This window comes from Flavobacterium sp. CG_9.1 (assembly GCF_015751645.1).
In the GTDB taxonomy this organism is placed as follows: Bacteria; Bacteroidota; Bacteroidia; order Flavobacteriales; family Flavobacteriaceae; genus Flavobacterium; species Flavobacterium xanthum.
In genome coordinates this window covers 26,921-43,781 of sequence record NZ_JADOVC010000026.1, presented here as the reverse complement: position 1 = coordinate 43,781, position 16,861 = coordinate 26,921, and the positions used below count along the sequence as shown (strand labels likewise).

General features: G+C 34.7%; 11 protein-coding genes. 7 read left to right on the top strand and 4 right to left on the bottom strand.

Going from position 1 to position 16,861, the window contains the following annotated elements:
* Positions 1-12 precede the first annotated feature (12 nt).
* From IWX83_RS13290 to IWX83_RS13275, 4 genes are all read right to left on the bottom strand, one after another.
* Positions 13-3,054, bottom strand: a complete 3,042-nt coding sequence (locus IWX83_RS13290; RefSeq protein WP_196830290.1) for an AAA family ATPase — start codon at positions 3,052-3,054, stop codon at positions 13-15.
* A gap of 11 nt (positions 3,055-3,065) precedes the next feature.
* Positions 3,066-4,289, bottom strand: a complete 1,224-nt coding sequence (locus tag IWX83_RS13285; protein WP_196830288.1) for an exonuclease subunit SbcD — start codon at positions 4,287-4,289, stop codon at positions 3,066-3,068.
* Positions 4,290-4,660: 371 nt separating this feature from the next.
* Positions 4,661-6,583 (bottom strand): amino acid permease, encoded by a 1,923-nt coding sequence (locus IWX83_RS13280; protein ID WP_196830286.1) that lies wholly within the window; start codon positions 6,581-6,583, stop codon positions 4,661-4,663.
* A 273-nt stretch (positions 6,584-6,856) separates the two neighbouring features.
* Positions 6,857-9,772 carry an FAD-binding and (Fe-S)-binding domain-containing protein gene (locus tag IWX83_RS13275; protein WP_196830284.1) on the bottom strand — a complete coding sequence of 972 codons (2,916 nt, stop codon included), beginning with the start codon at positions 9,770-9,772 and terminating at the stop codon, positions 6,857-6,859.
* Between the two features lie 237 nt (positions 9,773-10,009).
* On the opposite strand from IWX83_RS13275, the gene IWX83_RS13270 reads away from it, so the two are divergent.
* The 7 genes from IWX83_RS13270 to tpx all read left to right on the top strand — a co-directional run bounded on the left by IWX83_RS13270 (position 10,010) and on the right by tpx (position 16,855).
* Positions 10,010-11,542 (top strand): glycoside hydrolase family 10 protein, encoded by a 1,533-nt coding sequence (locus IWX83_RS13270; protein ID WP_196830282.1) that lies wholly within the window; start codon positions 10,010-10,012, stop codon positions 11,540-11,542.
* 26 nt (positions 11,543-11,568) lie between these two features.
* A complete protein-coding gene (locus tag IWX83_RS13265) occupies positions 11,569-12,852 on the top strand; it encodes an MFS transporter (protein WP_196830280.1) in 1,284 nt (427 codons plus the stop codon).
* A 145-nt stretch (positions 12,853-12,997) separates the two neighbouring features.
* The gene (locus tag IWX83_RS13260) at positions 12,998-14,608 is read left to right on the top strand and encodes a glycoside hydrolase family 3 protein (protein ID WP_196830278.1); all 1,611 of its coding nucleotides are present in this window, start codon (positions 12,998-13,000) and stop codon (positions 14,606-14,608) included.
* A 139-nt stretch (positions 14,609-14,747) separates the two neighbouring features.
* Positions 14,748-15,386 carry a peroxiredoxin gene (locus IWX83_RS13255; RefSeq protein ID WP_073354583.1) on the top strand — a complete coding sequence of 213 codons (639 nt, stop codon included), beginning with the start codon at positions 14,748-14,750 and terminating at the stop codon, positions 15,384-15,386.
* Between the two features lie 126 nt (positions 15,387-15,512).
* Positions 15,513-15,821 (top strand): co-chaperone YbbN, encoded by a 309-nt coding sequence (locus IWX83_RS13250; RefSeq protein ID WP_073354585.1) that lies wholly within the window; start codon positions 15,513-15,515, stop codon positions 15,819-15,821.
* Between the two features lie 91 nt (positions 15,822-15,912).
* Positions 15,913-16,170 carry a hypothetical protein gene (locus IWX83_RS13245; RefSeq protein ID WP_066077240.1) on the top strand — a complete coding sequence of 86 codons (258 nt, stop codon included), beginning with the start codon at positions 15,913-15,915 and terminating at the stop codon, positions 16,168-16,170.
* A 187-nt stretch (positions 16,171-16,357) separates the two neighbouring features.
* On the top strand, positions 16,358-16,855 hold the full coding sequence (gene tpx, locus IWX83_RS13240) for a thiol peroxidase (RefSeq protein ID WP_196830270.1): 498 nt from the start codon (positions 16,358-16,360) through the stop codon (positions 16,853-16,855).
* Positions 16,856-16,861 lie beyond the last annotated feature (6 nt).

Sequence of the window (16,861 nt, the reverse complement as noted above, 5' to 3'; positions counted from 1 at the left end):
AAATACCTCGTTTTAATTCCAACTTTCGCTTATCACACTTCCTTTTTCCTCCTGTTTAAAGACATTAATTGAGCGGGGAATCCGTTCTTGCAGTTCGGCTACATGGGAAATAATTCCAACAATTCGGTTCTCTTTGTACAGCGATTGCAACGTTTCAAAAACCACAGCAACACTTTCGGGATCTTGCGTTCCAAAACCTTCATCAATAAAAAAGAAATTCTTATCGTTTTTATTTAAGGACTGAACACTTTCTGCCAAAGCCAGAGCCAAGCATAAAGAAGCTTGAAATCCTTGACCTCCGGAAAGCGTTTTCACACTCCTCGAAACTCCATTGTTGAGATAATCAATTACCTCAAACTCATTGGAACTATTAATCGTTAGACTCAATTGGTTTTTGGTCATGCGATGAAAACGAACATTGGCCACATCGGCTAAATTTTGTAAATAAATACTCGAAACATAGTTTACAAAGCCACTTGCATTAAACATATTTGCCAGCGTAACTAAATTAGTCGCACGGGTATTTAATAGTTCAAATTGGGCTAGCAAATCTGCTTTTTCAACAAATTGTGCCTGAACGCGTTTCAAATTATCTTGTAAAGCAGAAACAATTCCTAATTGAGTTTCAAATTTTAATTTGAAAGTAGAAAATTGTGCTGTTTTTTCTTCTAAAATTTTATTTTCGAAAGTTTTACCAAGGATTAGTTTCTCCGCTTCGGAAACAGAATTAATAACAATTAGTAAATTCCCGGTAAAAACTTTCACTTTCTCTTTTTCTGCTGCTATATTCCAGTTTTTTAAAAGTATTGTTCTCACTTCTTCAACTGATGAAAAAGAATGTTCTTGCAGTAATTTGGCAATTATTTTTTGTGTCTGTACTAGAGTTTTTTCATTCTCAGTTACTTGTAATTGTAATGTAATTAAACTTCCTGTGAGCGTTGCTATTTCTTGATTTTGAATTGCAATTTGCTCCTTTATCGCTTGATAATCTGTAGCTATTTTTATATTTTTATTATGCAGGATGATTTTTTCAGCTTGAATTGAAGCAGCTGAAATTGATTCGTAATCGACATAAGAAAGTACTTTCAATTGCGACAATTCATTAGCAACAGCGCCCTTTTTTGTAGCTTTTATTGCTTCGAATTCTCCCTTCGAAGTATTGTTGTTTTTTAGTACCAACGAAATACTTTCCCGCTCCTTGCGAAGTTCGTTTTCGTCCTTTTCTAAAACTACTATTTCTTTTTCTAAAAGGTGTTGTTGTGTTTTTGTCGATTCAAAAGACTGCGAATCTTTTGCATCAAAATCTTTCCAAGTGAAATTTGACAGATGTATTTTTTGTTCCTTTTCGATGGTTTCGCCTTCCGTAATAATTCCTTTCCATTGCGATTGAACATGATTTATTTCGAATTCTAATTTTTCAGCTTGTGTCTTTTTCAAACTGATTTGCGTTTCTTTATCGGCTAAACCAGTAATTGTATGGGTAATAATTACTAATTGATTCGAAAGATCTTCCCCTTGCATCACATTTGGATGTTCTTGCGAACCGCAAAGCGGGCAATTTTCGCCATCGTGCAAATTTTCAGCATAGTGAACCAACTCTTTCGATACTAAAAGTTTATTTCTTATTTCAATTGCTTTTTCTTTTTCGAAAAAAATTGTTTCTGCTTTAGTTGCTAACACCTTTTTCCAACTATCAAAAGGCAGTTCCAAAAGTAGAAAAGCTGCTGTTTTTAACTTTAATTCTTGCTTCAAAGAATTAAGTTTTATGTTAAGTACATCAAAATTATTTTGGAGATTTCGCTGCTGCTGATACCAAGTTCCTAAATCAAATAATAAAGAAGTATCCAATCGATTTTTTTTGGCCTCGACCAACTGACTCAGAATTATCTCCAATTTTGCGACTAGATCCTTTTCTATTTTCTCACTAGCTAAAAACAAAGCTTCTTCCACTTTTATTTTTTCATCTAAAACGGCCAAAGCACTCTTTGCAATTACAATTTTTTCAATCGATTCTAAATCGGATACTTTATGCTTAGAAATGTCAAGCGTTTCAAAATCAGGCTGGATTATTTCTAAAGCAGATTGACTTTTCAAATTGTTTTCCACTACTGATTTCTTCTTATTTTCAATAGTAATCAGATTTTCTTTCGCTTTTTCCAAAGCCGTTTTCTCTGTTTTTAGAGTGATTAAAGTGGATTTAAAATTCCGTTCCGTTTTTTCGAACAAATCGATTTCCAACTCTAAAGCATTCATCTTCACTTTTTCAGCATTCAATTTAGAAAGCTGCTGTTGCTTTTTTTCTAAATCTTCAAAGTTTGCCTTTAATGTATTGAGTTCATTTAGTTCTTTTTCAACTAAACTTAACCCTATTTTATCGTTTTTCAATTCGTTATTCGATGCTATAACTTCCTTCTCTAAGGCCAAAATAGCATCAGCAGAAATAGCTTCAAATCCTGATAAAGCGCCTTTTAATTGATCTAGTTTTGTTCTGGTGGCACTCTGTAATAATCCCACTTTGGATGCTAAATCAAAACGTTGAAGGTGAAAAATCTCTTTCATCATATCCGAACGATCTTTGCCTTTCAAATCTAAAAATTCCTTAAATTTTCCTTGTGGAATGATAATGGTCCGACGAAAATTTTCATAGGTTAAACCAATGATGATAGTGGCATCAGCAGAATTCATTGGAACCCATTCCTCCCCTTTCCATTCATAGGCCAGACGTTCAATAGGAGTGGTTTCTTCAAAGCGTTTTTTCCGCTTCCAATCGGCTACAAATTTGAATTTCCGTTCTTCAAAATTTAAGAATTCAAATTCGATATTGGCCTTATCAGATTTTAGATTCAACATATTATAGGAACGCTTGTCTGTCTTGTTTAAACGCTCCGTGTCCCCATATAAAACAAAACCAATCGCTTCCAAAATAGAAGATTTTCCGGATCCTACTGCTCCAAAAATGCCGAATAATCCAGCATTAGTCAATTCTTCAAAATCTATCGTTTGCCTTTTCTGATAGGAATACAAACCGGTTATACTTAACTTTAGTGGTAACATAAAAGGTTTTTTTAGTCGTTTTTAGCTTGACTTCCAATGATCTCATTAAACAAATCCAATAGTTCCTCGTTCGGTTCCTGTTTGTGTTTCGATACAAAGTAATCTTTGAACAATCCCTGAATATTCTGATCTAAATTTACTTTTGGAGTGTGTTGTTCCGCATTCCCATCCTTAGTCACAATTGGAATAATAAAGATAATTCCGTCGTGACTTTCATGGATTCTTTTTAAATCTTGACTGGCGAAAAAAGTATCGCTAACCAAAGTCAGCTCAACCAAACAGTACGGGTTTTCTAATAACCAAATTACTGCTTCGTCTGTATTTTCAAACCGTTTTCGATGTAAAACCCTACCCGATTGCAGCGGAATATCTGTAAATTTTACAACCTCGTTTGGTTGTGCTTCAATTAGAACTACTTTTTTATCCTGACCCGCTTCTGCAAAACTATAGCACAACGGACTACTGGAATACACGACTGGATTAGGATGTCCCCCCACGTTTTGAAAACGATGTAAATGTCCCAAAGCGGTATATTGAATTTGGTGTGGAATGCAATCCGTGTAAACTATATCTGCATTACCAATTCGCAACGGTTTTTCACCCTCTGGTTCTTCTAAGATTTCGCCTCCACGTTTCAGCATATACAAATGGGTGGTTAGGATATTAACTCCTTTAGTATCGCAGTATTTATCAGCTAACGCCGCCCAAGAATCTTGTAATAATTGATTCAATTGTCCCTCCTTATTTTCGGCTCCTAAATAGGTTTTCAAGCGCATCTCGTTCGCATAAGGGGTTGTGATAATGCGAATAGGAAATTCATATTGCGGCAGTTGAATTTCTAAAAATCCATTTTCCGATTGCGTAATTTCAAAACCGTTTTCGATGGTGACAGTAGGAATGGTCACATCAGGATTCCCTACAAAAAGAATCCCACATGCTCTAGCCAAAGGATTTGGAGCATCAATTCGATCTGGACTATCGTGATTTCCCGCAATAGCAATTACAGGACGTTTGCCATTATTAGTCAATTTTTTCAACGTCTTATATAACAAATCTACAGCTTCGACTGGTGGATTGAACGTATCAAATAAATCCCCTGCTACGATAACTACATCCGCATTTTGGACATCCGCTATTGTGCATATTTCATTCATTACTTTCTTTTGTTCTTCCAAACGAGAAAAGTGATCCAGTTTCTTTCCTAAATGCCAGTCGGCAGTGTGTAGTATTTTCATGCTGTATTTCTATTAAATAGGACTTTCAAAAATAGTAGTTTTAAAAACTAATTTTCTACAACAATATGGTAATAAAAAAATTATAAAATGCAGTTTTTATGAAATTAGATCTTGCAATTTTTTGACGTTTTGAATCGTTTTCTCCACTTAATGAGATTAAAGATTAGCTGTACTTGTACAAGCAATACTATTTGCAGATGATCTCTGCCATATGACCTTTTACAATTTCTTTTTTTTGCTGTAGCGCTTTTAAATTGAATTTGTCGCTCGTATTGCAACGACCTACTGAAAACAATTTTTAAGGTGGTAGTAATTAAAATGAAAAAACCGTCTCCTATTAAAAAGACGGTTCTAAAGATTTTAAAATATTTTTAAATATTCAATTTGCTATTCTTTCGACCAAAACTGAAATAGACCACCAAACCGATCAACAACCAAATTCCAAAATAAATCCAGTTCCAAACACTCAATTCTGCCATCATATACAAACAAGATATAAGACCTAATAATGGTATCAATGATAAGTTTGATCTGTAAGACCATACGACTAATCCTATCATAACAATAAGGAAAATCCACATTGGAATTTTATGCTTGAACAAACTAAATCCACTTTCATATTTAACTGAATCTGCTAAGGGCAAACCTGCAATAACATTAGAATATTTGGCGTCATCTTTCTGATACTGATTTAATAAAAGTTCTAAATCTGGGGTTTTATCCGTACTGTTTTTGGCATCTATACCTACTAAGTAAGCATATACTTTTTTGGTTTCCTCTTTGTTTAATGAAGTAATAATTGCTTCTGAGCTATTGATTTGAGTTTCATTAGTAATGAAATCCATTGTCGCTTTTTTGTTGTAACCAAAAGCAAATACCAATCCAATTACAATCAAAACGGGCAATATAAATTTTGAATTTACATAAGGGGTTTTGAATTTTCCACGAGGAATATCGGTTCTATTTTGCAATACTAACACTCCTGCACAAACCAATACAAAAGCAAATAAAGTTCCAATACTACATAAATCAGTCACCAAAGTCAAGTTTAAAAACAATGCTGGAACTGCCACCACAAATCCGGTAACAATAGTCGCGTAAGAAGGTGTTTTGTATTTTGGATGTACTTTTGAGAAACGCTTTGGTAACAAACCATCACGACTCATACTCATCCAGATACGCGGTTGTCCCATTTGAAAAACCAATAAAACACTAGCCATTGCCACCACAGCACTAACCGCAATAATTCCCGACATCCATTTCAAGTCTAATTTTTCAAATACAAAAGCCAGTGGATCACCTACATTTAATTGATCATAAGAAACCATTCCCGTTAATACTAACGCTATGGCAATATATAAAATAGTACATATAATAATAGCCCACATCATCCCTTTTGGCAAATCACGCTGTGGATCTTTACATTCTTCGGCAGTTGTTGAAATGGCATCAAAACCGATATAAGCAAAAAATACAGCAGATACTCCTTTTAAAACTCCAGTAACCCCATTAGGAGCAAAAGGATCCCAATTTGCCGTATCTACGTAAAACACCCCAACCGCAATCACCAGTAAAACGATACATAATTTCACTACTACCATGATATTACTCGCATTTCGAGATTCTTTCATTCCACGGTAAATCAAGGCGGTAATTAAAACAATAATCAATAAGGCTGGGAGATCCGCTACAAAATGAAACGAACCTATCACTGGTGAAGTGGTCCATGCCATATAAGCATCTTGCAAAGCCGGACTCAATTTAGCATATTCTTTTCCCCCTTGCATTAGCGCAGTAGCGTCATCGAAACCTCTGGAGGCAGACAAGAAATCCATCTGAACCCATTGTGGTAGATGAATGCCTCCACTATCTAGTAAACTCGTAAAATAATCACTCCATGAAATAGCAACAGTTATATTACCCACAGAATATTCCATAATCAAGGCCCAACCAATAATCCAAGCTATAATTTCACCAAAAGCAACATAAGAATACGTGTAAGCACTTCCGGAAACCGGAACCATAGAAGCAAATTCTGCATAAGCGAAAGCGGCAAAACTACAAGCAATAGCAGTAAACAAGAATAGAAAAATAACAGCTGGTCCTCCATCAGAACTGGCTTTTCCAATAGTACTAAATATACCCGCTCCTACAATAGCAGCAATTCCAAAGGCAGTCAAATCACGCGCTGTCAAATGCTTACCTAGCGCATTATGTCCATCGGCATTATTCTTCTCCACCTGTTTTAAAATATCCTGTACTGTTTTTTTTCTAAATAAACCCTTTAATGCCATATTGTGAATTTTATCATTAAAAATTAATATACTGTGAATTGTATATTTTTATCCTCTAAATCGTGCAAATAATGTTCGAAATTCAAAAGTATAAAACAAATTGAACTAATACAGTTTCTCCAACTATTTTTTATATTATTTTAAAAAAAAAGTTAAAATAGTTTATTTTATTTATTTAAAAAGTCAAATTAAACTTAATAAAACTTTTAAAAGGAAAATAATTTTAAAAAAGTAAGAATTCGTTTTCGTATTACAATCGGTTTAAGGTCGTCCTTACTTCAAGCAGCTCTTTAAAATAGAAACTGGATGCAAGGCTTTTCTGCTGGTTCCATCATAAATCTGGTGGCGGCAACTCGTTCCTGCCGCGGCAATGGCAGTCGCAGCATCAGTGGCTCTAATTTTTGGAAACAACGTATCTTCTCCCATTTGCATACTAATTTCATAATGTTCTTTTTCATATCCAAAAGAACCTGCCATGCCACAACAACCCGAGTTATAAATAGTAACTGAACTGTTTTTAGGAACATTTAACATCGCAAAAGTCGCTTCCATTGTACTCAAGGACTTTTGGTGACAATGGCCATGAATTTTTATTGTTTTCTGCTCATCAGAAAATTGGTCTGAATGTATTTTCCCTGCAGTAATCTCGTTTTTAAAAAACTCTTCAATTGTAAATACGTTCTTGGCTAATTTTTCGGCACTTTCCTTATCATCAGCCAATCGGATGTATTCATCTCTAAAGGTTAATATGGCTGAAGGTTCTATTCCTATTAAAGGAAATTCAGCAGTAATATAATCCGAAAAAACAGCCACATTAGTATTGGCAATGGCTTTGGCTTCTTCAAGAAAGCCTTTTGAAATAAAAGCCCTTCCACTTTCCTCATGATCTACCAAAATCACTTCATAGCCTAATGACGTTAATAATTCATAGGCATCAATCCCCACCGAAACATCATAATAATTAGTAAATTCATCACAAAACAAGCAGACTTTTCCATTTACAAATGAAGCACTTGGCGCCTGGTTCCAATTTTTCTCATACCATTTTCTAAAAGTATTTGGAGCCAATAATGGTACTTCTCTTTGGGACGCAATTCCCATAGTTTTTTTCACCATCGGCAAATTCACCATAAAATTAGTAAACCGAGGAACAATGCTACCTAAACCATTTAGTTTAGCGTTAAAAGCAAAAACTTTATTGCGCCATAAAAAACCATTTGCTTTTTGATAGTGGTACAAAAACTCTGATTTCATAGCGGCCACATCTACATTACTAGGACATTCGCTGGCACAAGCTTTACAACTCACACACAATTCAAATACCTTATACAATTCTTCATGGTCAAATTTATTCTCTTTATCTGAATGAGTCAAATATTCTCTTAGCGCATTGGCTCTAGCCCGAGTGGTATCTTTTTCATTTCGTGTAGCGCGATAACTGGGACACAAGGTTCCACCTGCCGAAGGTAATTTTCTGCAATCACCGGAGCCGTTGCATTTTTCTGCAGCACGCAAAATCCCCATGCTGTCCGAGAAATCCTGAATGGTTTGTATCTCGGGTTCGGCTCTGCCAGATTCTACCCGAAGGTTTTCATCCATTTTGAAAGCATTCACAATTTTCCCTACATTTAGGATCGTATGAGGATCAAAAGCAAGTTTAATTCTTTTCAAGAGTTCGTAGTTTTGATCTCCAATCATAAAAGGTAAAAACTCACCTCTAACAATTCCGTCACCGTGTTCTCCACTTAAGGAACCTCTATATTTTTTGACCAAAATAGCCACTTCGGTTGCGATGTTTCTAAATTGATGCAGTCCTTCTGTTGTCTTTAAATTTAAAACTGGTCGCAAATGCAATTCTCCAGCTCCGGCGTGTGCATAGTAAATGGCACTCTGACCGTGGCGTTCCATCATCGCAGAGAATTCGGCAATATAATTGGGCAAATCGCTCAACTCAACAGCGGTATCTTCAATAGAATCTGCCGCTTTATTATCGCCGACAATACTGCCTAAAAGTCCAAGACCTGCTTTTCGCAACTCATTTATTTTAGCAATATTAGCTCCGTAAATTTTAGGCAAAGCATATCCAAAATTATTTCTTTCTAAATCAGCAATCAACGCATTTGCTTGTACTTCGGCATCTTCCATGCTAATATGTGAAGCCACTTCTAGCATGATAACCGCTTTTGGTTCTCCTTGAATAAAGAATCTGTTTTTGGCTTGCTCTCTGTTGGTTTTAGTACAATCCAAAATCGTGTCATCCATCATTTCACAGGTGTACAAATGATGTTTCATAGCCGTAACCACAGCTTCTAAACTTTCCTGAATGGTATGAAAATGAGCCACAACCATAATATTATTCGTAGGAGGTACATCGTCCACTTTCAACGTAATTTCGGTTGTAAAAGCGAGCGTTCCCTCGCTTCCGCAAAGGAGTTTTCCTAAATTTATTGTATTTTCTGTTCCTCCAAAAAGTTCTGATTTTAATAATAAATCAATCGCGTATCCGGTATTTCTTCTGTGAATTTCAGGTTTTGGAAATTCTTTTATAATTTCTTCTTGATTTTTTGTGTTCGAAAGTTCTTCAAAAATGGTTTTGTAAATGGAACTTTCGAGGGTGTTCCCTTTTGTTTTTTCAATGAATTCCGCCGACGTTATTTCTTTAAATACTGCCAAAGTCCCATCACTCAAAACCGCTTTGATTTCCACAATTTTATCTCGGGTAACTCCGTACCGAATAGATGTGGTTCCCGAAGAATTATTGCCTACCATTCCTCCCATCATGCATCGATTTGAGGTTGAAGTATTAGGTCCAAAAAACAATCCGTGTTCTTTTAAATACAAATTCAGTTCGTCCCGAATCACTCCTGGCTGAACGGTAACCGTTTTTTTTATGGAATCAAAAGCAACAATTTTCGTAAAATGTTTCGAAACATCTACTATTATTCCATTACCTACCGTTTGACCCGCTAAAGAAGTTCCTGCCGTTCTGGGCGTAATTGAAATCTTATTTTTTGCTGCAAAGCGAATAATTTTGACAATATCTTCCTCTGATTTTGGTACAGCAACAGCAATTGGCAGTATTCGGTACGCAGAAGCATCTGTAGCGTATAAGGTTTTATGAAGTTCATCATGTAAAAGGGTTCCTTCTAATGATTGAGATAATTGCTGTAATTGAGATGAGATTGACATTGCGTAGGGTAAATTGCTTTTATTTTCACAAATATAAATATATAGCAATGGATTCGATTAAAACAATTAGGAAATATTCAAATCCTTTTATTATTTAGGGCAAAGTACTTTTTGAACTTCTTTTGAAAAAATTGGCAAAGAAATTGCGCTATTAAAATAGATGAAATTTTAAAAGCATTTTAGCTGGTCCATTTCACTAAAAAAACTATTTTTGAATACTTTAAATACAGGACTCTAATGAAAAATCACAAGCACACTCTTTTGCTTCTTGCGTTTCTACTGCTTTCCATTTGGAATAGCAACGCACAAGCATTGGCAACCAATCCAAAAAATGAATTTAGGGCCGTTTGGATTGCTACCGTTGTAAATATTGATTGGCCAAAGACTAGTACTGACAACGTTGCTAAACAAAAAGCAGACTACATTGAGATTTTAGACACCTACAAAAAGTTAAATTATAATGCCGTTATTGTTCAGATAAGAAGTGTGGGAGATGCTTTTTACCCGACAAAATTAGCGCCTTGGTCTCGTTTTTTAACTGGAAAAGAAGGACAAGCACCAAAACCTTATTTTGATACATTAGCTTGGATGATTGCTGAAACTCATGCCCGTGGGTTTGAATTTCATGCATGGTTAAATCCATATCGCGCTACAATGGATTACAACACATCGCTTTTGAGTCCCGAGCACGATTATTTCAAACATCCAGAATGGATGATTAAATACGGTGGGAAATATTATTACAATCCGGCATTACCGGAAGTTCAAAACCATTTATTGAAAGTGGTTGAAGAAGTAGTTCAAAATTATGATATTGATGCCATTCATTTTGATGATTATTTTTATCCATATAGAATAAAAGGAGAATTATTTGACGATACCGCCTCTTTTAGCACGTATGGAAACGGAATGAGTATAGCGGATTGGAGACGCTCCAATGTGAATACTTTTGTAAAAGAAGTATCGGTTTCTATAAAAAATATAAAACCATGGGTACAATTTGGCATCAGTCCTTTTGGGGTTTGGAGAAATAAATCAGTTGATCCAAGAGGTTCAGAAACAGAAGCAGGACAAACAAATTACGATGATTTATTTGCTGATCCTTTGGCTTGGATGGAAAACAAATGGATTGATTATCTTGTTCCACAATTGTATTGGAGCATGGATCATCCCAAAGCTTCGTATTCAAAATTATTGCGTTGGTGGTCTGAAAACTCTACGAATACCGCAATCTATATCGGAAATGGAACCTATAAAATAAATACCGATTCCGATAAAAGATGGAATAATCCAAATGAAATACCCAATCAGATTGACATCACAAGATCCTATAAAAATGTTCAGGGAAATGCTTTTTTTAGTGCCAAATCATTTTTGAATAGAAATCAAAGTGTAACTAAGTTGCTGCTGGAAAATCAGTATAAATATCCCGCTCTTCCCAATGTAGTTCCAAATTTAATTCGCAAAGTAGCGGAAGTTCCAACTGTAAACTCGATTGCAAAAAATGCACTTTCTTCCCGTTTTAATGTAAACTATCCGTTAAATAGCTCTGTACGCTATGTTATGATTTATGGTCCTACAACCCAAACCGCACTTGACATCAATGATCCAAGTCAGATTATAGATAAAATTGCTTTTAATGATAAAAAAGAAGCTTTAGAAATAGTAATTCCATCTTACAAACTAGATAAAAGTAATACATGTGCCATTACATTCATCGATTTTTATGGCAATGAAAGTGAAGCAACTTTAGTAAACTTTACGCTTTAATTTCAATTGAATATAATTTGCCCTAAATGAAAAAAGACAATAGCCCTTGGAATTGGATTCCTACTTTAAACTTTGCTTCAGGATTGCCCTATGCCATAATTATTTCGGTTTCGGTAATTATGTATAAAAACCTTGGAATCAACAATGAAGATATAGGTATTTACACTAGTTTACTTTATTTACCTTGGGTAATAAAACCGTTATGGAGTCCGTTTATTGATCTTTATTCTACTAAAAGAAAATGGTTTGTAAGCATGCAATTGCTCATTTCCTTAGCTTTTTTAATTGTGGGTTTAACAATTCCTTTGAGTAATTTTTTTGTCATCAGTTTAGCAATTTTTTGGGTTGCCGCATTTGCTTCAGCCTCCAATGATGTTGCTAGTGACGGTTTTTATTTGGTGGTTTTAGAAAAAGAACAACAATCCTTTTTCCTTGGAATTCGTAGTACTTTTTACAGGCTTTCCATGCTTACTGGAAACGGATTAATCGTGGTTATTGCCGGTTATCTTGAACAAGAATATGGCGATAAACAAAAAGCATGGTCGTATACAATGATAGTAGTAGGATTGATTATGACTGTAATTACCATTTATAATTATTTTTCGACTGCAAACATTGAAGCAAAAATGGCAGTAATGAAAACAGTTTCGATTCCGCATAAAAGTTTTGGGGAAGTTTTTGCCACTTTTTTTCAAAAGAAACAAATAGGCTTAGTTTTGGCGTTTATTCTTCTCTTTAGATTGGGTGAATCTCAATTATTAAAAATGTTAACTCCGTTTTTAATTGATCCAATCAGTGCTGGTGGTATGGGATTAACCACGCAAGATGTTGGCGTTATTTACGGAACTTTCGGCGTACTTTCACTTACAATTGGTGGCATTATAGGAGGAATTGTTATTTCAAGAGATGGATTAGGAAAATGGATGTTGCCTATGATTTTGGCCATGCATTTGCCCATTATAGGATTCATACTCCTTTCGCATTTTCATCCGGGATCCGTTTTCTACATTTATGCAACCGTTATTGCGGAACAATTTGGTTATGGTTTTGGTTTTGCCGCTTTCATGATGTATTTGATTTATGTAGCTGATGGCGAATCAAAAACATCGCATTATTCTATTGCCACAGGATTTATGGCGCTTGGAATGATGCTGCCAGGAATGTTAAGTGGATTTATTCAAGAATATTTAGGCTATGGAAATTTCTTTATATGGGTTTTCCTCGCTACCATTCCGGGATTGATTTTATCCCGTTTTTTGATTTTTCCTAAGGATTTTGGGAAGAAATCAGAACAAGAAAAAACAGAATAGCTTTTTTTAGAATAGACAAGTTATAAAAGTACATAAAACACGCTTAAAATTGGTATTTCTGGAACTACTTATATAAATATTTTATGATCAATACTTTACCTTCCATGTCTTTTATGTTTAAAATTAGTATTATACCCATTTCAAAATGACCTTAGAACAAAAAATAGGACAATTTTTCTTTCCCGCAGTTTTCATTAATGATACAGAAGAAAATATTCAAGCTACCGAATTGCTAATTAAAAAACATAATATAGGTGGATTAACTTTTTTCCACAGCCGTGCAAGTGCTGCTACTAATTATGAAACCAAGAAAAAGGTAATCTTAAATGACGGAAGTTGTCAGCGATTAAAAGAACTTATTGCTCGATATCAAAAGTGTGCTACGACTCCTTTATTGATGAGCATTGATGCCGAATGGGGTTTAGCCATGCGCGTCGAAAAAACACCTCAATATCCTTATGCCATCACGCTTGGAGCTTTACCAGAAAGTGAAAAAAATTTGGTTTACGAAGTAGGAAAACAAATCGGCTTAGACTTAAAATCGGTTGGGATACAGTATAATTTGGCGCCGTTAGCAGACATCAATAATAACTCCAATAATCCAGTTATTGGGTACCGTTCCTTTGGAGAGCATAAAGAAAAAGTAAGTACTTTTGCTTTAGAATATCTCAAGGGAATGAATGATGTAGGTGTTTTAGGTTGTCTCAAACATTTTCCTGGACACGGAAATACAAATGTCGATTCGCATTTAGGATTACCCGTTTTAAAAGAAACACTCGAAGAATTATTAGCCAATGAATTAGTCCCTTTTATAGAAGGAATCGCCCACAATGTCGATTCTATTATGATTGGTCATTTGGCCGTTCCTGCTTTAAACGATGGAAAAGATACTTCAGCAACGCTATCAAAATCGGTTATAGAAACACTTTTGCGAAAGCAATTAGGATACAATGGTTTAATTATTTCGGATGCGTTGAACATGCGAAGTGTTTCGAGTTTGTATGAAAAAAAGGGACAGTTGGAATGGGAAGCTTTCAATGCTGGAAATGATGTATTGTGTTTTGCTGAAAATGTTCCCGAAGGAATACAGGAAATCTTAAAAAAGGCAACAACCGATCGTATCGAGGCTAGTTTTCAACGCCTGTGGAAATGCAAACAAAAAGCAGGAATTGTAGATGGAAATTTGAGTTTGCTAAATTTTTCAAAAAGTGATTTTGATTTTGAAACTACTTCGGAACTAAACCTAAGAATTGCTCAAAACTGCATTACAAAAATAAAAGACAATCACAATTCTATAGCAGTTTTTGAGGCTAAAAATCGAGACGGCTTCGCAAAAATAAGCCTTTATAAAGATCTTGATACTGTATTTTTTAAAACATTATCTCCAGCTTTGTCTTCTCCTGAATTTAATTATCAAACTGGAGGTAGCTCCATTCTAAATGATCTGGAAAAGAACTTGCATAAATTTGACACCATACTCATTTCTTTGTTTGTTCCAAAGACTAAACCTTTAAATAATTTCGGCATTGAAGAAGATGTGCTTCAATTTTTAGGTACTTTTTTTTCTACCAAAAAATGTATTTTATATGTTTTTGGAAATCCTTACGTGCTCCAAGTCATCCCAAATCTTCAACATACTCTGGGAATTGTAGAATTATATCAAGATTTTGATGAATTTCAAGAAGTTGCTGCGGAACAACTTTTAAATGATACTTTTTGCAAAGGAACTCTTCCTGTGATGATTAACAACTTGTAATTTACGTGTTAATAGCTTAAATGAAGAATCATAGTAATTCCCTATTTTAAAATAAATATTTATAATTAAAAATTATTTCATTTTCCCTTTTGTCTGTCTACTTTTGCACCATCAAAAAATAACTTAAAAAGTAAATAAAATGTCATTAGTAGGTAAAAAATTTCCAAGTATTGCAGTAGATGCTATTTCTGAAATGGGTGATAATTTAAAAATCAACATATTTGAAGAAGCGACGACTAAAAACAAAAAAGTACTTTTGTTTTGGTATCCAAAAGACTTCACTTTTGTTTGTCCAACTGAATTACATGCTTTTCAAGCGGCTTTACCAGAATTCGAAAAAAGAAATACAATAGTTATCGGTGCATCTTGCGATACAAACGAAGTACATTTTGCTTGGTTAAATACCGCAAAAAATAATGGTGGAATTGAAGGGGTTACCTACCCTATTCTTGCTGATACAAATAGAAACTTATCTAATATTTTAGGAATCCTTGATATTGAATCAACGGGTTACAGCGAAGAAACGGATTCTATTATCATTGAAGGATCTAATGTTACGTATAGAGCTACTTACCTTATTGATGAAACTGGAAAAATTTTCCACGAAAGTGTAAATGACATGCCGTTAGGTCGTAATGTAAATGAGTATTTACGTATGGTCGATGCGTTCACGCACATTCAAGAAAAAGGGGAAGTTTGTCCTGCAAACTGGGAAGCTGGAAAAGAAGCCATGAGCGCTGACAGAGAGAGCACTGCTGAATATTTAAGTTTAAACTAATAAAAATAAAGATACAAAGGTTCAGAGGTCCTGAGCAACAAAGGTTTTTTGTTGTGCAAATTCACGAAGTTCTAAAAACTTTGTCCCTTTGAACCTTTGCCTCTTTCAACCTTAAAAAACAAACTTATGTTAATCGAATTAACTGAAGATACGTTACAGGATTTAATTACCAAAAATGAAAAAGTAGTCGTTCAATTTTCGGCATCATGGTGTGGAAATTGCCGAATTATGAAGCCAAAATTCAAAAAATTAGCTACAGAAAACGAAGCGATCACATTTGCTCTTGTCGATGCTGAGAATTTTCCTGAATCCAGAAAACTTGCTAACGTGAGCAACTTGCCTACTTTTGCCACTTTTGTGAATGGTAAACTGGTGAACGAAACACAAACAAACAAGCAAGAAGTGCTAATTGAATTAGTGAACGAAATCGTTTAAAAGTTGAATTTATCTTAGAGTTCAGTTGTTATAAACCGCAATAGACTTAAGAAATAAACAAATCAATGAATAACCGCATAAACAAATAAAAATGAAATTACCTGTAATTAAGCATTTGACACAATTTATAGAAGAAAATGATGAAGATTACATCATCGAAACTATTGAGGTTCTGGAAGCAATGAGTGAAATTTCATCTTTGAAAGAGGAAGAATTAGATGTAATTGGGGAATTAATTTCGAATATGTACGGTGCTTTAGAAGTAAATAAACTGGTAAAAACCGGAACAGATAAAAAGGAGGCTTTGAACTCTTTTATGAAACGCGTTTTGGGTTCTATAGACAAATAATATAAAGTTGCAATGCCTAATTTCCTAACGCACTCCTAAACGAGTGCGTTTTTTTTATGCCATTACCCAAACACATTATACTCTAAAGGTTTACACATCGATCCAAAAAGCAAACTTTAAACCACTATTTGAGAACTTATTCTTAAATAATTTTCATACTTTTGAACCTCACAAAAAAACAAACATCATGGCTTCAATAACATTAGGCGGAAATCCAATCCACACTTCAGGAGAATTACCAAAAGTAGGTACTAAAATAGCTGATTTAAAATTAGTTAAAACAGATTTATCAATAGTTTCATTAAGTGATTTTGCGGGTAAAAAACTAGTCTTAAATATTTTTCCTAGTGTTGATACAGGAACTTGCGCAGCATCCGTTAGAAAATTCAATGAAAGTGCCAGTGCATTAAAAAACACCACTGTTTTATGTGTTTCAAGAGACTTACCATTTGCACAAAAACGTTTTTGTGGTGCTGAAGGACTAGATAATGTCGTTAATTTATCTGATTTTCAAGACGGTGAATTTGGCAAAACTAATGGTTTAGAAATTTTGGACGGACCTTTGGCAGGATTGCATTCAAGAGTTGTGATAGTTCTTGATGAAAACGGAACAATTATCCATACAGAACAAGTACCTGAAATTGCTGATGAACCAAATTATGAAGCTGCATTAGCCGTACTTTAATCGTAA